The following is an 18,825-nucleotide window of genomic DNA, read 5'->3' as shown; positions in this document are numbered from 1 at the left end:
ATTTTTATGAGCCGAATGTTCAGAGGCCGCGAAAATCGCGGCCTCTGCAATCATCCGTTGGATTAGCAGGGATTTGTGTCCTCTAGGCCACATGTCCATCCTTGCCACCATGTGTCATCCGCGTCTCTTACGGCGCCGATATAGTCAACCATGTCGAAGAAACCGTTTGCCGGAAGCGGCGTAACAGTCACACCGTTTTCGTTATCACCATTGATGAAAGTATTGATAAGGCTGTTACCGCCAACAACATTGTTCGCGTCAGCATCGACTGCCGCTTGACCTGTTACAGGGTCTGCATCGTCGCCGGATGTCAACAGACCAGCGCCGCAATCAAACAATACGGATTGGAAAGCGGGATCTGCGCCCGGGGTAAAGCCCACTGTACCGTCACCAGCATCATCTTCGTAGTCGAGACAAGAGTTTTGCTCAACGATAACGCCGTTCAGATAGCTTCCGATAGTTCCGGTATTCATGCGGATACCGTTACTGTCAGTATTGTTGATCGTTGAGTTGTTGACCAAGGTAAAGTTGGAGAAGGTCGCGTTTGACGCTGGAGTAACGCCCGGCGCTACAGAACTCGCTTCGATACCATTATCGGATGAGTCCCCGCCCCGCTGAATAGCAATTACGAACTGAACGTTACCGTTATATCCGTTATCCGTGTCGAGTTGCTCATCGTCATTTCCAGTAACTACGACATATTTGGCGTTCACAGTACCACCGAAGAACTCGATGCCATCATCAGAATTGTTATGGACTTGAACATTTTCGATTGTCGTACCGTTTCCGACACCGCCGAGCGTAATGCCGTTCAGTTCTACGTCAGTCGCAACCTCAAAACCGGCATATTTGACTTGAACAAATCTGAGAGAGCCAGAATTGTCATCTTCATCAGAACCACCGTAAAGCGCGTCTGGCTCGGTTACACCTTCGATAGCGTTTTCGCAGCCATTTGTACCGCCTGTTTCGCCTGGTACATTACAACGGTTGATAGGAGCATCGCCAAGGATGACAACGCCGCCCCACTCGCCAATTGCGTTTGCGCGGTCTCCTGCGGCATCTGTCACATCATTTTCGGACGTGAACACAACAGGGTTAGAACGCGTCCCGTTTGCGAAAATTTGTGAGCCACGGTTTACAACCAAATAATCAGACCCTCCGCGACCAAAGATTGTGACACCAGATTCTACCGTCAATGTAGCCGGGTCTCCATCTGGCGCAGCGCCGCCTGCCCCGACGTCAACACCAACATCGACGCGTCCAACAAGGGCGTAGAGATTTCCGCGTGTGAGACGAAGTGAGTCTGTAATTGTTCCTGTTACATTACAAAGGTTTTGACCATTTAATTGCCCAGCAGCCGTCGTGCCTGTTGGACACTCAGGGTCCGGGAAGACGTCCTGAGTCCATCCGGTTGCCCAGTTATCAGTTTCGGACTCATCCGGACCAAAGGCACCGATGTAATCAACATCATCAAAGAAATCGTCTTCGAGATCCGTCGCTTCAACGGCGAGTTCATTTGGTCCCGGGAAGAAGCCACCGAGAGAATTCTCTCCAACGACGTTATTGGCATCCGCATCAACAGCCGCTTGGCCAGTTGCTGGATCAGCACCGTCACCGGTTCTTACGAGGCCCGCGCCACAATCAAAGAAAACAGATTGGAAGGCAGGGTCATTTGCCGGGTTAAAGCCAGGCATACCATCACCGGCATTGTCTTCATAATCCAAGCATGAATTTTCTTCGACAATGATTCCGTTCACATAAGTGCCGACCGTACCTGTATTTAGGCGAATACCATTACTATCTGTATTGCCATTCCCGATAAGCGAGAAGTTAGAGATTGTCGCATCTGAAGCTGGTGTGGCACCCGGATTGACGGAACTGGCTTCGATACCATTGTCAGAGGAGTCGCCGCCGCGCTGTGAAGCAAGAACATACTGAATTTTACCCTGATAACCGTTGTCTGTGTCCAACTGCTCGTCGTCATTGCCGGTCAGAGCAAGGTATTTCGCGTTCACGGTTCCGCCGAAGAATTCAATGCCATCATCTGAGTTATTGTGGACTTGAATATGATCAACTGTGGTTTCTGAACCGACACCGCCCATTGTAAGGCCGTTCAGCTCAACATCAGTTGCTACCTCGAACCCGGCGTGACGGATTTGAATATATTGAAGCGTACCACTGTCAGATAAAGGATCGCCGCCGCCGTAAAGTGCGTCTGGCTCTGTCACGCCTTCAATTGCGTTTTCGCAATCTGCCGTGCCAGCATTGACGCCCGGAACATTACAGCGATTGATAGGCGCATTGCCCAGAACAACCAAGCCGCCCCATTCGCCAATCGCATTTTCACGATCTCCGGTATCAGTTATGTCATTTTTGCTGGTCATGATGATCGGAGCGTCAACTGTACCAGCCGCTTCGATCTGGTGGCCGCGATTAACAACAATATAATCTTCACCAGAATCGCCAGCGATCATGACGCCAGGTTCGATTGTTAAAACAACTGGAGAATCAGTTCCATCCGCACCTGCGTCAGTCCCGACATTGAGTCTTCCGGTAAGTTCGTAAATAACATTTTCACGAAATTCTAATGTAGCGCTTTCTGTCAGCGTACCGTTCAGGCTGGTTAGGTTTCCGATAGGCGCATCACATAAAGTGAAACTTCCCAACGCCGTGCCATCTGTTCCGTCAGGGCAAACACTTGAACTTGGCGGAGGGGGCGGCGGAGGGGGCGGAGGAGGTGGGGGTGGGGGTGGAGGGGTGACCTCAGTTAATCCGGGAGATATAATATCGCTACCCTGTTGGCAGCCGACCAATGCCAGACAGGCCGCAGATGCCAGAAGCAGATTACGCATAGATAGTGTCATTGAGATATCCTTCACCATTAAAAATTTTAAGTGCGGATAGCTCACATCAAAGATTCTGCCGTTCCGCATTTGGAGGGGGATTTGGCAGCGTAATATGACAGGCAAGTAATGCTATTATGCCAATTTAGTAAAACTTACGTGACGATATGGTTATGGTTTTTTGACAGAACTGTCATAAAAAAACCAGCCGGTGATCCGGCTGGCTAATGAAAATCAAAATCAGTGGACTTTAATTTAGGCTTTGATACGCAACAATTCTTCGCGCGGAGCATTCCAGTCAGGACGCATATCCGCAGCCTGCTTGTACGCTTCGAGAGCGCCAGCTATATCGCCAGTCAGCTCTTTGGTCATGCCCAAACCATAATAGGCAAGCGGAGCGGCGTCATTATGAGTCATGCAATCATTGAAATAATCAATCGCTTTAGCATAATCCTGCCGCATCATCGCTGTGAAGCCTTCACCGAGATAAGCAATTTCATTGACATTGTTAAGCTTTGCAGCGGATTTAAAATCCCGTGACGCTCTGTCATACTCTCCATTAGAAAGTTGTAACCAGCCTCGACGTGTCAGAATATCTGATTTTACGTCATAATTCGGAATTGAAGCTCTATAGGCCTTTGTGCAAGCGCGAATAGCTTTACTCGGCGCCGCGTCTATATCCGACCCCATACAGAGTTGAATATTCTGATCCGCGTTTGATACGACGACATGATTTGACTCGAAATTACCAGCAAATGCCGGGGCAGCGCTGATTGATGCCACAAAGACTGTGGAAATTAGGATGTTTCTCATGGTGATCTCCTTTTTGAACATCACCAACGTTTTTTAGACTGCAAACATGCGCCGTTGGCCTACACATCGTTAGCCTAACCTCTATGACAGTTTTGTTACACTATTTGTTACATTTCTGTCAAGAAACTGTTTTAAATATATCATAATAACCCTAACCCATTGAAACTAATAATATATTTTAGAGCTTTACGTCTGGATTATGTCAAAATATCTATCTTTGCAGAATAGCTAATTAACCCATAAGAATCTCTCGACATTTGAGAGCAGGAGAGAATAACCAGTTATTCGTTGATAGATTAGCACTCCTGTCTATAAAGTTCATCTAAGCAAATTAGTTCATGAATAGAACCAACGTAGCACAGTCACAGCGCATTTAGGAAAAAGCTTGAGTACAAACGAAGAATTAGGGGCTTTGAGAACAGCGGCTTCGCGCGGTGACATTCAAGCAATGACCACTGTTGGCAAACGTCTCATCGCCGCGCCAAAATCCTCCAAATGCGTTCAGGACGGCCAAACATTTTTAAAACAGGCGATGGAAGCAGGAAATGGGGAAGCCGCCGAATTTGTCGCTATAATGTTTGCTTCCGGAGTAATGGGCGAACAGGACTGGAATCAAGCACTTGATTATCTGGCATTGTCTGCGTCGCTCGAATGGCAACCAGCTTCTCGGCAACTTTCAATTCTTGCAAACTCTCCGAATGAGAATGGGGTGTGGGACGCCAGAAAGGCAGATATACGTGAGTTACGAGCGCGAATTAACGTCGAGTCCTTGTTGCAAATCCCTGAGAAACAAAGTCTCTGTGAAGCGCCCCGCATTCGCAAGTTTGATAATTTTTTGCCAGAGCGTTTCTGCGATTGGATGATTGACCTGGCGCGCCCCAAGCTCGCCCGAGCGCGTACATATGACGACACCGCCACCGAAGGGAAAGAAAGCGAGGCGAGAACCAATTCGTCTGTGAGCTTCGGTCTTCTGGATCTGGATCTTATTCTACTCTTAATCCAAACGCGTATTTCAAAGATCGCGATTGTCCCGATGTATACGATGGAGAACTCTATGGTTATGCATTACAAAATCGGCGAACAATTTCACCCACATTACGACTATCTTGACCCAACCAAAGCGGCCCATGCGGCGGATATGCGAAAATTTGGCCAACGCCTTGCGACATGCCTTATCTATCTGAATCAGGATTTCGAGGGAGCCGAAACCTCCTTTCCGAAAATAGGTCAAAAATTCCGGTGTGATAAGGGCGGCGCCCTTTTATTTGCAAATGTTGATTTGAATGGCCAACCTGATCCGCAAACCCTTCATGCAGGCTTACCGCCAATCCGGGGTGAGAAATGGCTTTTCTCTCAATGGATCCGTAGCGGCCCCCTCCCTCAATAGCCGTGAAGAATAGTTACTTTATCCTTGGAACAGCAAATGAGTGAGAACGACCTTTATGACATGGTCATTATCGGCGCCGGACTGTCCGGAATTGGCGCGGCCTGTCGTTATCGCACAGAATTCCCTGACAATAAAATTGCGATCATCGAATCCCGCGAAGCCATAGGCGGGACTTGGGATTTATTTCGATATCCCGGCATACGTTCAGATTCCGATATGCTGACGCTCGGTTACAACTTCCGTCCCTGGGTCGGCGACAAAACCTTGGCCGACGGAACAAGCATTCGTGAATATATTGAAACCGTCGCAAATGAATATGACATCACGCGACTCATCCAGTTCAACTCCAAAGTCACCGAAATGAATTTTTCAAGTGATACAGATGTCTGGACGCTGACCATAACCGATGCGGAGACAGGCAATGTACGAAAATTGCGTACGCGCATAGTTCTATCCGCCGCTGGTTATTACAACTATAAAAAGGGCTACACCCCCCATTTTGAAGGTCGAGACAATTTCGAGGGCGAAATTATTCACCCGCAACACTGGCCAGAACATTTTGACTGCTCTGGGAAGAAAGTTGTGGTGATTGGATCTGGGGCAACAGCCGTTACGCTCATCCCTGAAATGGCCAAAATAGCCGGCCATGTCACGATGCTGCAACGGTCACCAAGCTACATTGCCTCTATTCCCGCCAAAGATAGAGTCGGAAATTTTTTCCGAGCTCTGCTGCCCGAGAAGATCGCTTATAAAATTAATCGGGCTAAAAACATCTGGATAGCCCGTAAAATGTATAGCAGGGCTCGAAAAAACCCACAAAAAGCCAGGGAATGGTTTCGCAAGAAAACAATCGCGGCCTTGGGGCCTGACTACCCCGTCGACCAACATTTCAATCCTGATTACGCCCCCTGGGATCAACGCGTCTGTATAATTCCGGACGGGGATCTCTTTAACGTCATCCGGGATGATAAAGCCACTGTCGTCACAGACCATATTGACCGCTTTACGCAAGGTGGCATTAAATTAAAGTCGGGCAAAATGATAGAAGCCGACGTCATTATTACGGCAACAGGCCTGGACGTTATTTTTAACGGCGGAGCTAAGTTTAAGATTGATGATGAACCTATCTCGATATCAGAAAAATTTGGCTATAAAGGGATGATGTATTCGGGCGTGCCTAATATGATTTCAGTCTTTGGCTATACGAATGCCTCATGGACCCTACGCGCAGATCTCATTTCTCAATACGCGATACGCCTTGTATCTCACATGAAAGATAACGGATATTTGCGGGCCACTCCCATCGCGCCTGAAAACATGTCCAGAAGGCCTTGGATAGACTTCCAGGCTGGATATTTACAACGGGTAATGGATAAGCTTCCCAGTCAAGGTAACAAACACCCTTGGCTGAACCTTCAAGACTACAAAACTGATAAGAAACTTATGCTAAAGCACCCAATTGATGACGGCACAATGAAGCTTCAATGATACTATCAAAGCACGCTGCGAAGACTTATATTAAGGTTATGATATTTGTGAATTTCCAAATGGTGCGGCTGAGAAGACTCGAACTTCCACCCGTGTTACCGGACAGCGACCTCAACGCTGCGCGTCTACCAATTCCGCCACAGCCGCACTTTGAGGAAGGCGCCGTATAGCGGCGCTGCCGGAAAAAGAAAAGCCCTATCGACAGGCAATTTACAACTTTTCCTCTGCTGCCGAATGCCATTGCGGGGCTGAACTTTTGCCGCGCATCCCTTTGGTAGTTGTGGCATATCTTAGCACATGAGCGATAAAATCTACAGCCCTGAGCCCGTCCTCTGGCGCGTGAGTGATGACCTCACGCCTTATCCTCTTGCCCATGACTATATGAAAGAGGCCGCGCTCGACATTGCCGTCAATGGCGCGCAGGAGCAGGTTTGGCTATTGCAGCACCCCCCGCTCTACACAGCCGGCACGAGCGCTAATCCGAGCGACCTTGTAGATGCCAGCCGATTTGAGGTTTTCGAAACCGGTCGCGGCGGCCAATATACTTATCACGGTCCGGGCCAGCGGGTTGGATATGTCATGCTGGACCTGAGAAAACGCGGACGGGATGTTTCTGTCTTTGTTCGCACTCTAGAGCAGTGGATTATCGACACGCTCGCCGAGTTTGACGTCAAAGCTGAGCGGCGCTGCGGACGTGTGGGTGTCTGGGTGGTTCGAGAGGATGGCCGCGAAGAAAAAATTGCGGCCATAGGAGTGCGCCTAAAAAAATGGGTGAGCTTCCACGGCATTTCCATAAACCTGAATCCCGATCTATCCCATTTTGGCGGGATTGTACCTTGCGGCATTACAGAACATGGCGTGACAAGCCTGCAGGATTTAGGAAAGACCGCAAAAATGTCTGATCTGGATCAGGCGCTTGAAAAACATTTCGCCCGGTTCTTCAGCCCGATTGAAAAACAAGCATAAAAAAACCGCCCTTTGAAAGGACGGTTTCATTTTCATTTTTTGGCGGGACTACATGCTAGGCGTAGCCGGACCGAATTGATTGTCATGCGGATCGCTTTTGATCATGTTATTGAAAACAAACGCCACTAGATACGCCACAACTGCGTTCACAAGAGCGAGGATGAATATCCCGGCTTTGGAAACGCCGCCCCCTGACATCGCCATCTCCATAACCGCGCCAAAATCGCCCGAGGCTGCCGCTTCTTCGGATCTGGCTGCGAATTCCGGATCAATGAACATAGGCTGTAAAACCAGACTGATAACAATTGAGGCTATGATAAACACAATAATCGGCACAAGACACATCCATCCGGATTTGCCGCCATCATGGTATCGTTTGATCCACAACACGATCCAACACCACCATAAAACAATACCAATAATTCCCAACATGCCTAGGGCTGCACTAAGTGCAGGCAAAATTGATAATATAAACCCGATAACAATCAGGATTGTCGCCCCTTTCATGAAGGGTGCAGGCCCCACACGCCCTGATGGCGAAAACAATAAATTACCCATAAAAACTCTCCCTCTTGTTGTTTAACAATAAGAGAGTGGCAGAGAATTAAAAAAAATCAAGCTATTTTGGAAATTATCCGGAAATAATAGGGCCGTATTTGTTTGCTCTGTTTTGTGGTTTGGCAAGACCAAGCCAAAGCGTGAAGGCCGCCCAGATAAAGTATATCAGAGGCTCCATGACTTTTCCGGCGTTGGAAAGCCTGGCTTGATAGGCCGATTTAATACGCTCTATTTCAGTGGGATCAATATCCTCTTTTCGGTCATATTGAGCAAATTCGGTAAAATATTCTGCGCCGCCAAAAGCCAGCATAATACCCATTACAATTAAAATCGTCAGAGTAATCATCCCGGTTAAAGGCCAAAAGCTGCGGCCTATATCATGAAGGCGCTTTCCATAAACGCTGTAAAGAATCAGAAACACTAAAACGATGTAGATCAGAGAAAGAAAGAATTGGGCCAATGTTGGACCCAAGGTTCGCAAAATAAATTGCATAAGCGCCACAAACAACACGAATCCGACAACACCAATCCAAAAATTGCGACGCCCCATTCGGCCAGCCGGAGAGAGAAATAGTTTTATCATAGCCGCCTCCTGATGGGTGAACGGTAAAATTTCAAGCGCAAAACTGTCGCGCCTGACTCAGCTAATCGTTCTCTTCTGGATGGATGTGGTGCTGCGCATCGCCCGACAAGGTTTCCTTCAACAATTCTTGTCCTCTTTTTGCGCGGGAAATAAGAGCATCCATATCGCCGCGATGTTCGAAGGCCTCCATGGCTAGTTGAAAGTCCATTTCCAGAAATTTATCGGATAAAGCCATCGCAGTCTCTTCTGAATACCCTAAAAAGGTAAGTGCCTTTCGGCCCATGGCAAGACTCCCGCGAGCCGTCTCACGTTCGGCAAAGTCCACATCCCCGGCCAGTAAATCAAACAAATGAGTTCGGTTTCTTGCACGGGCTACGATTTTTGCCTGAGGAAAATGATCTTTTATTTGATGAACGGCTTTGGTTACCTTTTCCCGGTCATCCATTGCAACGACGATAACTTTGGCCTCTGCGGCGCCTGCAATATGGAGTAAATCGACATCCGAGGCATCACCGTAATATACGCGATGACCAAACTGTTTCAGAAACTCAATGTGATCACCATCATTATCGATAATGGTCGTCCCAATATTTTGGGTTTGCAACAATCGTCCTGCCAATTGCCCAACGCGGCCAAACCCCAAAATAAGAACTGGGTTGTGGTCGTTTTGGGGTGGCTCCCCTTTTAAGGACTGAGTCGCAAATTTTGGCGCTAAAACCTTATCGTAAAACAAAACTATCAAAGGGGTTATCGCCATAGTTATAGCGATCACCGCCGTTAGAATTTCGCCCATTTCGGCCGAAAGAGCCCCCTCTTGCGCCGCGAACTGGAATAGGACAAATCCGAACTCTCCGGCCTGACAAAGCAGCGCCGCAAACAAAACACGGCTTGACTGTACGAGTTTAAATACCGTGCCAATAAAGTAGAGCACGCCAAATTTGAGGGCGACCAGCCCAATAACGATCCCGGCTATCAGGGCAGGCTGTTCTCCGAGCGTGACAAAATTCAGGGACATGCCCACCGAGATGAAAAACAGGCCAAGCAGTAACGCCTTAAAGGGTTCAATATCGCGTTCCAGCTGATGTCGATATTCCGAGTCCGCTAAAACGACGCCCGCGATAAAAGCCCCCAAGGCCGCCGAGAGTCCGAGCCATTCCATCAAGAGCGCGGCGCCAATGACGAGGAGTAATGCCATGGCCGTGAACGTTTCCCGCACTTTACTTTTGGCAATTAATCGAAAGATAGGACGCAATAGCAACCGCCCCGCCGCGATCATGCCGACAAAAACTCCTAAAATGGAAATCGCCAGCCAAATACCTTCGGGCCGGTAATGTTCAGCCCCATGCGATTCTGTTTCTGTCGGAGAAAAACCGCTCATCACGGCGAGGAAGGGCAAAGCCGCAATCATCGCAATAACAATCACATCCTGAAATAATAAAACCGAAAACCCCGATTGCCCAGCCGTTTCGCCCATCATGCCGCGATCTTGCATAATCTGGAGTGATATCGCGGTCGAAGAAAGTGAGAGCGCCATGCCAATCACAATGGCTTCTCCCAATGGACGCCCCAGATAGTAAGCCACCGCGCTCACGAGGAGCAGCGTCAACCCGACCTGCAAACCTCCTAGTCCGATAAGCCGCATCCGCATATTCCAAAGCTGGCGCGGCTTCAGCTCTAGACCGATCAAAAAGAGCATCATGACCACACCGAATTCAGAAAAATGTAAAATAGTTTCCGGGTCATTTATCGCCCCCAGAACGTAAGGACCAATAATCACACCTGCGATGAGATAACCGATAACGGACCCCAATCCGGAAAGTTTTGAAATCGGCACCACAACACAAGCCGCGGCCAGAAAAATAAAAACCGAAAGGAGAAGATTGCCGTCCATTTTTACATCAATTCCAAAATCTCTCCGAGACGAACCGTCTCCCGGCGAAGATCATTCGCGATTTCCGCCGCTTCTTCATCCTCACCCCAAAGTTCATTTTGATAGGCGATATCAAGTCGCGACAAATCGAATGCCTCCCCTGAGCTTAGCTGACTTTCCATAACGGCCATAGCCAGAACAACGGATCCGAAAATCGCTATGAAGTGTAAAAAGAGAGTTAGATGTATATCGTCAAAACCATCTGCATAGGCCGTTACGGCGTCATAAGATCTTTCGGGCTGAACAGTGGCAATCAGAGACTGAGTTGAAATCAGATCAACCCCTTTGGTTTTTGCCCAGGCCAGCCATTCATCCCAACCCTTGGACTGTCGTTCCACTAGTATGCGCGGATTCGGAGCTCGGTAACAAAGAAGGTCGGTACTGGTGTATCGTCTCGCCTCGTCCAATAAATCAGGTCGCCGTGTTGGAGTTTGTTCCAGCGCCACGTTTAAAAGGCGCGTGAGAGGCATTTTTGCGGGTTCAATTTGTTCTGTCTGGGCGTCCCATTCCTTTGCGACCTCGTGCGCAAGCGCTGATGTCGGAAGAGAAAAAGGCTTTTTACCCGGTGTTTTTAGAACCCGCTCGTCAAGAAGGATATGAAATTGCCCCTCTTTTTCCTGCGTCGAAACGGATTTATAAAATCGCTTAGCCATTAGCTCAGTGCGTCCCAATCGACATCATCATTTTCCGGATTAAAGCCAAGCATTTTAAAGGCGCTTTCCATATGCTCAGGCAAAGGGGCTTGGAAAGATAGATCCGGTTTGCCGTCGCGAGGAATTGTCAGTGACCGGGCATGAAGATGCAAAGACGTCTCTATGCCGCCCGGCAGCGGCCTATCTGTCATATATTTTGGATCTCCCGCAATTGGCGCGCCGAGAAGCTGCATGTGAAGGCGAAGTTGGTGCGTGCGCCCGGTTAGTGGCATCATGATAACCCAAGCTGCTTTTTGGCCCGCTTGCGCTTTCACATCATAAAGCGTCTTCGCGTGTTTTCCGCCATCCGCTCCATGACGCACAGGAACCATCAATTCCTTGCCCTCATGGACATTGCCAAATCGGTTGTCCAATCTGCCTTTGGCCATATAACCTTTGATCTCGCCAGACTTCGGTTGAGGGACGCCGTTCGTAATGCCCCAATAGATTTTTTGCGCTCGACGGTTTTGAAAAGCCCGCCCGGCCCACTTTGCACTATTGACCGATTTCGCAATCAAAAGAACGCCTGATGTGTCTCGGTCAAGACGATGTACCAATCGGCACCCCTCCCCCAATGCCGGTAACATTCCGTCGATATGGCGGGTGGTTTTTGATCCGCCCTGAACGGCTATACCTGTCGGTTTATTCAGCGCGATCAGATCATTATCCTCATAAATCACAAGACTGCGGATAAATTTCTTATCGTCTTCATTGACTGGCGGCGTCTCGCTCATGTCCGAGGGATCGGGCAGAGGCGGGACGCGAATAGTCTGACCTGCTTCAAGCCGAAAATTCCCTTTTGCGCGTTTGGCGTCCACACGAATTTGACCTGTCCGCAGCAGCTTTTCAACACGCCCGTGTGGCACATGCGGGAACTGTTTTTTGAACCAACGGTCCAGGCGCGAACCTTCATCCGTTTCGGGAACAGTCAAATTATGCACACCACTCATGACGAAAACACCATACGAGAAATCCATAATCCCAAAGCCAAGGCGGCAAGGGAGATAAAAAAGGAAGCGCCAATATATCCTAAAAAGGCCCCAAAAGCTTTCTTCTCAAGCAGTAAATAACTCTCGAGAGAAAAAGCGCTGAACGTTGTAAATCCGCCGAGCAGCCCCACGCCCAGAAACAATTGGAGGCTTTGGGCATTTTCTGCCCCGCGAAAGGCGAGCCACCCCACCAAGAGTCCCATGGCGGCGCTGCCGATAATATTGGCGGCTAAAGTGCCAACAGGAAATCCCGGACCGAACTGACGCAAACTCAGCGCCGATAAACCGTAGCGGCCACTCGCGCCTATCGCCCCGCCAAGCGCGACCAGGATTAAATTATACATGATAAACTCTCATGACTTTGACATAGACGCCTGCGTTCTGAATGGCAAAGAAAAGGAATTTTTGTGCTCAGCAAAACAGCTTAACTATCTGACTTCGCTTTCCGAATAGCCCGCCATTTGGACAGGCGGTTTTTTATGTCTCTCTCATCTCCGTCGCCCTTTGGATTATATAGGTCCACACGCCCCATCCCGTCTGGAAAATAGTCCTGCCCGGAAAAACCTTCGGGTGTATCTGGGTCGTATTGATATCCGTCACCATACCCCAAATCTTTCATGAGCGCCGTTGGCGCGTTCAGAATATGAGCCGGCGGTGAAAGTGAGCCCGTGTCATTGGCCAGTTTTTGCGCAGCCTTGAACGCCGAATAAACTGCATTAGATTTTGGCGCAGACGCCAGATGCACAACAGTTTGTGCCAAAGCCAGCTCTCCTTCGGGCGTGCCAAGAAGCTGATAAGCCGAAAGCGAGGCCATTGCCGCCGGAAGGGCCGAAGCATCCGCTAACCCAATATCTTCACTCGCCATACGGACAAGCCGCCTGGCAATATAAATCGGGTCTTCACCGCCGGAGAGCATTCTAGCGAGCCAGTATAAAGCGGCGTCCGGATCAGAGCCCCGCACCGATTTATGCAAAGCGGAAATCAGATTATAATGCTGCTCGCCGCCTTTGTCGTAATGGGCGCGCCGTTTCTGGAGTATCTGAGCAACGCCCTTTTCATCAAATTCAGTCTGGCCGGAATAATCAAATAAAATCTCAGCAAGACTTAACGCATAACGCCCGTCGCCATCGGCCATATCTCTAAGGGCCTGCCGTCCCCCTTCGATAACAGGCAAAGATTTTCTTAAATGCGTTTCAGCCCGTTTCAGCAGGCCGTCAATCGCGTCTTCGTCTAGACGCTTTAAAACATAGACCTGGGCTCTGGAAAGCAAGGCGCTATTAAGCTCAAAACTTGGATTTTCAGTGGTCGCGCCGATTAGCGTAATCGTGCCATTTTCCACATAAGGCAGAAATCCATCTTGTTGCGCTTTATTAAAGCGGTGGATTTCGTCGACAAAAAGAAGCGTTCCGCGTCCTGTACTTCTCCGCGCTTTTGCCGCTTCAAAGACTTTGCGTAAATCCGCAACGCCTGAGAAAACGGCCGAGAGCTGGACGAACTCCATATCGGCATGATCAGCAATGATACGGGCCAGAGTTGTCTTTCCAACTCCGGGCGGCCCCCACAAAATTAGGGAGCTAAGCCGTCCACTGGCGAGCATTCGAGCAAGTGGCGCCTCTTTGGAGAGCAGATGATCCTGCCCAATAACGTCAGACAGGGTCGTCGGGCGCAATTGATCCGCGAGCGGGCGCGGCGCCGCTTTTTCTAAACCTGCAGATGAGAATAAGTCGGAAATAATCTATTGCTCGCGCGGGAGATATCGGGTCGGAAGAACGCCAATTCGGCCATTGCGGTCGATAGATAGTTTCCACCCTTCCGCGGATTCAACCGTCTCGAGAAGCGATTCAAACTGCCGGGTTGAAGTAATATCTTCCTCATTTAATCCGATTAGAAAATCCCCAGGCCTCAATCGATTATAATTCGCCGCACTACCGCGTTCAATTTTCAAGACCATGACCCCAGAAATAAAGGGATCAAAGCCAAGTTCGTCTCCTAGGGCGGGACTCATATTTACGATAGTGGCCCCATCAAACGGATTCATACCTCGAATTTTACGTTCGTCCCTTTCCGGCGATTCCTGCGGAATATCAGTTTCAACATTCACTGTCCGCTCTGAACCTTCCCGGAAATAGCGAATAGCCACCTCTTCGCCTTTACGCAGCGTCGCAAGCTTAAACCGAAGACCGCTATCATCATTTATCGGGGTGCCGTCCACGGAAAGAATAACGTCGCCTTTTTCAAGGCCAGCTCTATCGGCGGGGCCTTGCGGCAATATTTCATTTATGACCGCGCCTTTTGAACGATCCAACCCCAAGGCGGAGGCCATGGTCGCATCGACAGCATTTGTACGCGCGCCAATCCACGGACGAACAATTCGCCCTTCAGATAGTGCGCTGTCTACAGCGCGGCTGACGAGTTCGGACGGAATAGCAAATCCGATCCCGTTAGATCCACCAGAACGAGAGAATATTGCCGTATTTACGCCGACAAGCTCTCCTGACAAGTCGACAAGAGCGCCGCCCGAATTTCCTGGGTTCACAGCGGCATCTGTTTGAATGAATGAAGATAAATCAGTCACATTAGTTCGCCCCAAGGCCGAGACAATTCCGTTTGTAACCGTTTGCCCAACCCCAAAGGGATTTCCAATTGCCAGAACTATATCTCCAATTTCAAGGTTCTGGCTTTCTTTTTGAATGGGCAGAAAGGGGAGCCGCTCTCCATTCGTCTCAACCCTCAAGACTGCAACATCAATTTCTTCATCCTGCGCCACAATCTCGGCGGGGAATTCCCGACGGTCATTCAAAACGACTTTCAATTCATCCGCGCCTTTGACGACGTGAGCGTTCGTGACGATAATCCCGTTTGAGCGCACAATCACGCCCGATCCGAGAGAGCTCTCCACTCTTTCTTGCGGCGCGCGCTGCATTCCAAACATACGTTCAAAAAAATCGGCGCCGCTACGCGTTCTAACGGTCCGCGACGTGTAAACATTGACGACAGCTGGGGCTGTTTGTTTTACCACAGGCGCGTAAGAGAGTTGCACCTGCATTTGCGACTCCGGAACAATCCGCTCCGGTGGACCGTCCAGAAACTGAGCTTGCGCGGTGCCGCTAAATAGTCCGGGGACTATGACACATGCACTTGCGAGAAGAGAGAGAAATGTCTTTTTCATGCTCATATAAATAGGACGGACCTTGGCAATAACCAAGCCCCGCCCGCATTTATGAGGAATTATTTAAGTTTCAGGTGCAAAGTTTGATTCACTTCTGACACCCTAACTCCACACTTTATTCGCTCGCTTTCTCTGTATTTTTTATCCGTAAACGGGCATCTTCCAGTGCTTTTCGAGCTTTCGTGAGATCTTTGCGAGCTTGTTTCAGCTCCTGCTCCGACTCTTTCGAACCGTCGACATTTTCGAGCATAGACTCTACAGTTTCGAGCATGGATTTGGCCGCGGCCAATTTGGCTTCTGCCATTTGGCCCTCTTCATTAAACAAGACATAGCCATCTTTCTTTCCCATTTTAAAGCGAAGTGGCATTTCGCCGTCCAGCAACTTACTGTCGGAAAAGACGAAACTACGCGTAACGGAAACGTCTCCGTCTTCATTTTTATATCCTGGCGGAAGGGGCGGCTCTGGTGGCTCCGGCATGTCGCCATTCCAAACAAAAACATCAGAGAGTTCGCTTTCTAATCTTTCAAGACTTTCCAGACCTTCTATCTTTTTAATCGCCTCTAGGACTTTAAGTTTTTCGACCTCGTCCAAGCTTTCCAGTTCAGAGAGTTTTTCCAGTTCTTCCAGATTTGACAGCTCTTTCAGCCCTTCCAGCCTGAACACTTTCTTCATACCGCCCTTGTCCGGAAACCGCAGCAGTCTGACCTCGCCTTTTGCGCCCGAAGAAATATGTTTTCCGGAATCAAATTTTAGCTGATTGTCCTCCCCGATTGAAAAAGCCCAAGACTTGGAGTTTTTAGCGTCTTCAAGATTGAAGCCTTCAATCTCGGAGGCCTCGACTTTCCGCTTGTTTCCATCTTCGTCAAATTCGTAAGCTTCGAATTCATCGCCCTTGAGTTCAATTTCATAGTGCTTCTTTATCTCGTTGCCGTCATCATCGGTTTTGTAAATCTTGATCACGGATTTTTTATCATGGGTGGTGACCACCGTGTCTTCGAGAGTGTTTTCCGGATGACTCTCTGCGATTGTCAGCGGCGCTGACAGTGCCGCAACACCGAGAACAAACGCAGCTGTTGTTCCCTTCGCCCAGAATTTATTGACTTTCGGACTTCCTAAAGTCTCAAGCCTGTCCGCAAGGGGATGGGCCATGCCAAGCGCCAAAGGGTGGGACACACCCAAATCAAACCATTTCGTCATTTTCGTCTCCTTTTGAAAATTTCTCTGTCGGCTCTGACTCATAAAAAGCCAAACCAAGAGGGGATTGTTGACCGGACTGTGTCGATGTTCTTGCCGCGTGGACCAGGGTCTGCGCGTAAGAATGGGCGGCCTCGCCTCCGCCTGTTTTGGCGACAACGGCGGCGTCGCACGCGGCTTCTTGATCAATACGCATTTTGTTCGCCGCGAAATGAACCAGCGGGTTAGGCCAGAACAGCGCGCGAAAACCGAGCACAATAAGCGCGACCCAGAGGTCGCCGCGCCTTATATGAGACATCTCATGCACCAGAGCAAAAATCTGTTGCTCAGGATTAAACCGCGCCTCAAAATCCTGCGGAAGCAATATCAGAGGACGGGTCAAACCTGTCACCATCGGGCCCGAGACACCGCGGCTCAATCGGATAGTCGGGAGCCTGCGCAAGCCTGTAATTTCTCCGGCGCTCTCAATGCTTGACGAAAGTTGATCTGAGACCGGGGCCGAGTTTGCCCGCATCTGGGCCATGAAAGCGCGTTGCCGGACAAGCTGAAATCCGAACCATATGATTGCGACGCTCAGCCAGATTACGGCGATAACGGCCCAGATTGAAGGGATAGACATATGTGAAGAGGTCTCTGCAAAAGTGCTCGGGTCTACGGTGAGGGCCGGCATGGACTCGGACGGTATGTTGTAAAGGAGCGTTTCTGAGGCCGGGTTCACGGTTTCAAAATTTTCCGGCGCGGGACGGCGCAGAAATGGCACGGTCATAGTCGGCATGAACAGGCGCAAAGCGGGCAGCAACCAGAGAGCATAGGCCGCCCCCGCCCCCAAATAGCGCGCAAACGGGCGCCGGATAATCAGCACCAGTCCGATCAAGAAACTGACTACCAGCCCCGTCTGCAACCCCCAATCTGCCACATCTGCCAAGGTCATTTCTTCAACCTCGCCAGAAGGGCTTCAAGCTCTTGAATATCGGTATCGCTCAAGCCGTCCCCGTGGGCGAGATGCGCCACGAGCGGCGCGGCGCGGCCGCCAAATAAACGCTCAGATAGGCTTTTGGCGGCGTGAGAGGCGTAGGTTTCTTTGGCAATCAGCGGCGTATATAAATAACGCCGGCCATCGGCCTCGGTGGACAAGGCGCCCTTCTCGACCAGACGCGAGAGGAGCGTCTTGACCGTCCGGCTGCTCCAGTCCTTGTCATTATCGAGCCGCTCTACGACATCGCTGGCGGCCATTGGGCTTTTTTCCCAAAGGACGTTCATGATGTCGAGTTCAGATTGTGAAATACGCTGAGCCATGTCTTCCCTATCAATTACGTCTGTAATCGATAGGATTGATTACATTTGTGGTCAATAGGAAATTTGTCGCCGTAGATTAATTTCCAGACAGGGTATTGGATTCCGTTTTCAAAACGGCCGCGTAGGGAAGCCCGAGAAAAATCGGATCGAGATATTTATCCCGCCCCGTCGCTTCCCAGTCCGAGACGTTTTTAATACAAAACCTTGCGACTGCCGGGGGTTTACCTTGCGCTTTTCGCTTGGCTTCAACTTCTTGAAACTTTTTGATTTCAGTCAAAGTCGCCGCCGCGCCGCTTTGGCAAGCCGAGATGACTTCCGGGGGCGTTTCATCCTTAATCTGTGCAAACTCTGATCTTGTATAAGCTTTATAAGCCACACTCACCTGCGGACCCGAAAGATATTTCACCAAAATCATGCGGCGGTAATCCGGTTTATCCGAGGGAAGAGACTCTATGAGCAGGACAGGGCTGCTATTCGGAGACTGCGCCGCCGCCTCACCCGCTCCAAACAGAACGGCGCTCATTAAGGCAGATAAGAAAATAGCTTTCATCTTGATCACACCTCCTTGTTCCTTTCCGCGATACTAGCAAAAGCCCGGCCCGTTCCTAGTCACTCAATACAGTTGGGTACGTGAAAGGGTTTCACTCTATTCCTGCCATTTCGCATGTGGCCAAGCGAGAATGCGTGCGCTTGTGGAATGACAGGACAAATTCAAATTGTGCATCACCCACAGCCTTCGTCCAACTCGCCATCAAGTGCTGAGCCTTTCTCACGGTTTCCAAATAAGGTGGACTGCCCGCGGGGTCGGCCCCCTTGCCGGAGACCGAAAGTATATAATGTTTCGCAAGGGCGCTAACCCCACGGCAGCGATTGGAACCGGAGCGGCCTCTTACATGGCTCCCACAGTCGCGCCGGG

Annotated in this window: 18 protein-coding genes and 1 tRNA gene; 3 read left to right on the top strand and 16 right to left on the bottom strand. The window is 49.7% G+C overall.

From position 1 onward, the window contains the following. Window positions 1-62: 62 nt before the first annotated feature. Together ACN0IC_RS13635 and ACN0IC_RS13630 are read right to left on the bottom strand one after the other, a co-directional pair. A complete protein-coding gene (locus ACN0IC_RS13635; protein WP_416879333.1) occupies window positions 63-2,864 on the bottom strand; it encodes a hypothetical protein in 2,802 nt (933 codons plus the stop codon). A gap of 234 nt (window positions 2,865-3,098) precedes the next feature. After that, entirely contained in the window at window positions 3,099-3,656 is a 558-nt protein-coding gene (locus ACN0IC_RS13630) for a tetratricopeptide repeat protein (RefSeq protein WP_416879332.1), read from the bottom strand. Window positions 3,657-4,041: 385 nt separating this feature from the next. On the opposite strand from ACN0IC_RS13630, the gene ACN0IC_RS13625 reads away from it, so the two are divergent. Both ACN0IC_RS13625 and ACN0IC_RS13620 read left to right on the top strand, forming a co-directional pair. Further along, on the top strand, window positions 4,042-5,043 hold the full coding sequence (locus tag ACN0IC_RS13625) for a 2OG-Fe(II) oxygenase (protein WP_416879331.1): 1,002 nt from the start codon (window positions 4,042-4,044) through the stop codon (window positions 5,041-5,043). 36 nt (window positions 5,044-5,079) lie between these two features. Beyond that, the gene (locus tag ACN0IC_RS13620; RefSeq protein WP_416879330.1) at window positions 5,080-6,531 is read left to right on the top strand and encodes a flavin-containing monooxygenase; all 1,452 of its coding nucleotides are present in this window, start codon (window positions 5,080-5,082) and stop codon (window positions 6,529-6,531) included. A gap of 60 nt (window positions 6,532-6,591) precedes the next feature. On the opposite strand, the gene ACN0IC_RS13615 is transcribed toward ACN0IC_RS13620, so the two are convergent. After that, window positions 6,592-6,678, bottom strand: a tRNA-Leu gene (locus ACN0IC_RS13615). A gap of 150 nt (window positions 6,679-6,828) precedes the next feature. Here ACN0IC_RS13615 and lipB point away from each other — a divergent pair. Further along, a complete protein-coding gene (gene lipB / locus ACN0IC_RS13610) occupies window positions 6,829-7,497 on the top strand; it encodes a lipoyl(octanoyl) transferase LipB (protein ID WP_416879329.1) in 669 nt (222 codons plus the stop codon). A gap of 48 nt (window positions 7,498-7,545) precedes the next feature. Here the strand turns inward: lipB and ACN0IC_RS13605 are convergent, their stop codons facing one another. The 13 genes from ACN0IC_RS13605 to ACN0IC_RS13545 form a co-directional block, all read right to left on the bottom strand. Beyond that, complete coding sequence (locus ACN0IC_RS13605; protein WP_416879328.1) at window positions 7,546-8,055, bottom strand: DUF805 domain-containing protein; 510 nt, start codon at window positions 8,053-8,055, stop codon at window positions 7,546-7,548. Window positions 8,056-8,128: 73 nt separating this feature from the next. Next, the gene (locus ACN0IC_RS13600) at window positions 8,129-8,638 is read right to left on the bottom strand and encodes a DUF805 domain-containing protein (RefSeq protein WP_416879327.1); all 510 of its coding nucleotides are present in this window, start codon (window positions 8,636-8,638) and stop codon (window positions 8,129-8,131) included. Between the two features lie 61 nt (window positions 8,639-8,699). Further along, complete coding sequence (locus ACN0IC_RS13595; RefSeq protein ID WP_416879326.1) at window positions 8,700-10,529, bottom strand: monovalent cation:proton antiporter-2 (CPA2) family protein; 1,830 nt, start codon at window positions 10,527-10,529, stop codon at window positions 8,700-8,702. Between the two features lie 2 nt (window positions 10,530-10,531). Further along, complete coding sequence (locus ACN0IC_RS13590; protein ID WP_416879325.1) at window positions 10,532-11,221, bottom strand: ATP12 family chaperone protein; 690 nt, start codon at window positions 11,219-11,221, stop codon at window positions 10,532-10,534. Beyond that, window positions 11,221-12,237: an RluA family pseudouridine synthase gene (locus ACN0IC_RS13585; protein WP_416879324.1), complete on the bottom strand. Its 1,017-nt coding sequence runs from the start codon at window positions 12,235-12,237 to the stop codon at window positions 11,221-11,223. The genes ACN0IC_RS13590 and ACN0IC_RS13585 overlap by 1 nt, the downstream gene beginning before the upstream one ends. Then, entirely contained in the window at window positions 12,207-12,593 is a 387-nt protein-coding gene (gene crcB / locus ACN0IC_RS13580; protein WP_416879323.1) for a fluoride efflux transporter CrcB, read from the bottom strand. Before crcB ends, ACN0IC_RS13585 begins: the two co-directional genes overlap by 31 nt. An 80-nt stretch (window positions 12,594-12,673) precedes the next feature. After that, window positions 12,674-13,981: a replication-associated recombination protein A gene (locus tag ACN0IC_RS13575; RefSeq protein ID WP_416879350.1), complete on the bottom strand. Its 1,308-nt coding sequence runs from the start codon at window positions 13,979-13,981 to the stop codon at window positions 12,674-12,676. Between the two features lie 3 nt (window positions 13,982-13,984). Beyond that, window positions 13,985-15,418, bottom strand: coding sequence for a Do family serine endopeptidase (locus ACN0IC_RS13570; RefSeq protein ID WP_416879322.1), 1,434 nt, complete (start codon window positions 15,416-15,418; stop codon window positions 13,985-13,987). Between the two features lie 115 nt (window positions 15,419-15,533). After that, entirely contained in the window at window positions 15,534-16,616 is a 1,083-nt protein-coding gene (locus tag ACN0IC_RS13565; protein WP_416879321.1) for a hypothetical protein, read from the bottom strand. After that, window positions 16,600-17,544 (bottom strand): M56 family metallopeptidase, encoded by a 945-nt coding sequence (locus tag ACN0IC_RS13560; RefSeq protein WP_416879320.1) that lies wholly within the window; start codon window positions 17,542-17,544, stop codon window positions 16,600-16,602. The genes ACN0IC_RS13565 and ACN0IC_RS13560 overlap by 17 nt, the downstream gene beginning before the upstream one ends. Continuing rightward, complete coding sequence (locus tag ACN0IC_RS13555) at window positions 17,541-17,909, bottom strand: BlaI/MecI/CopY family transcriptional regulator (RefSeq protein ID WP_416879319.1); 369 nt, start codon at window positions 17,907-17,909, stop codon at window positions 17,541-17,543. Before ACN0IC_RS13555 ends, ACN0IC_RS13560 begins: the two co-directional genes overlap by 4 nt. Window positions 17,910-17,985: 76 nt before the next feature. Continuing rightward, window positions 17,986-18,459, bottom strand: coding sequence for a hypothetical protein (locus ACN0IC_RS13550; protein ID WP_416879318.1), 474 nt, complete (start codon window positions 18,457-18,459; stop codon window positions 17,986-17,988). Between the two features lie 91 nt (window positions 18,460-18,550). Continuing rightward, the coding region (locus tag ACN0IC_RS13545; RefSeq protein WP_416879317.1) for a hypothetical protein at window positions 18,551-18,825 on the bottom strand (275 nt) is incomplete at its 5' end.

It is taken from the genome of Litorimonas sp., assembly GCA_029936425.1.
Lineage (GTDB): Bacteria > Pseudomonadota > Alphaproteobacteria > Caulobacterales > Maricaulaceae > Litorimonas.
This window is presented reverse-complemented; position numbering and strand designations above follow the sequence as displayed.

Coding starts and splice junctions, on each gene's coding strand:
- ACN0IC_RS13635 (WP_416879333.1), bottom strand. CDS start 2,864: ATGACACTATCTATGCGTAATCTGCTTCTGGCATCTGCGGCCTGTCTG.
- ACN0IC_RS13600 (WP_416879327.1), bottom strand. CDS start 8,638: ATGATAAAACTATTTCTCTCTCCGGCTGGCCGAATGGGGCGTCGCAAT.
- ACN0IC_RS13585 (WP_416879324.1), bottom strand. CDS start 12,237: ATGGATTTCTCGTATGGTGTTTTCGTCATGAGTGGTGTGCATAATTTG.
- ACN0IC_RS13590 (WP_416879325.1), bottom strand. CDS start 11,221: ATGGCTAAGCGATTTTATAAATCCGTTTCGACGCAGGAAAAAGAGGGG.
- ACN0IC_RS13595 (WP_416879326.1), bottom strand. CDS start 10,529: ATGGACGGCAATCTTCTCCTTTCGGTTTTTATTTTTCTGGCCGCGGCT.
- ACN0IC_RS13560 (WP_416879320.1), bottom strand. CDS start 17,544: ATGACCTTGGCAGATGTGGCAGATTGGGGGTTGCAGACGGGGCTGGTA.
- ACN0IC_RS13550 (WP_416879318.1), bottom strand. CDS start 18,459: ATGAAAGCTATTTTCTTATCTGCCTTAATGAGCGCCGTTCTGTTTGGA.
- ACN0IC_RS13565 (WP_416879321.1), bottom strand. CDS start 16,616: ATGACGAAATGGTTTGATTTGGGTGTGTCCCACCCTTTGGCGCTTGGC.
- ACN0IC_RS13620 (WP_416879330.1), top strand. CDS start 5,080: ATGAGTGAGAACGACCTTTATGACATGGTCATTATCGGCGCCGGACTG.
- ACN0IC_RS13555 (WP_416879319.1), bottom strand. CDS start 17,909: ATGGCTCAGCGTATTTCACAATCTGAACTCGACATCATGAACGTCCTT.
- crcB (WP_416879323.1), bottom strand. CDS start 12,593: ATGTATAATTTAATCCTGGTCGCGCTTGGCGGGGCGATAGGCGCGAGT.
- lipB (WP_416879329.1), top strand. CDS start 6,829: ATGAGCGATAAAATCTACAGCCCTGAGCCCGTCCTCTGGCGCGTGAGT.
- ACN0IC_RS13630 (WP_416879332.1), bottom strand. CDS start 3,656: ATGAGAAACATCCTAATTTCCACAGTCTTTGTGGCATCAATCAGCGCT.
- ACN0IC_RS13570 (WP_416879322.1), bottom strand. CDS start 15,418: ATGAAAAAGACATTTCTCTCTCTTCTCGCAAGTGCATGTGTCATAGTC.
- ACN0IC_RS13605 (WP_416879328.1), bottom strand. CDS start 8,055: ATGGGTAATTTATTGTTTTCGCCATCAGGGCGTGTGGGGCCTGCACCC.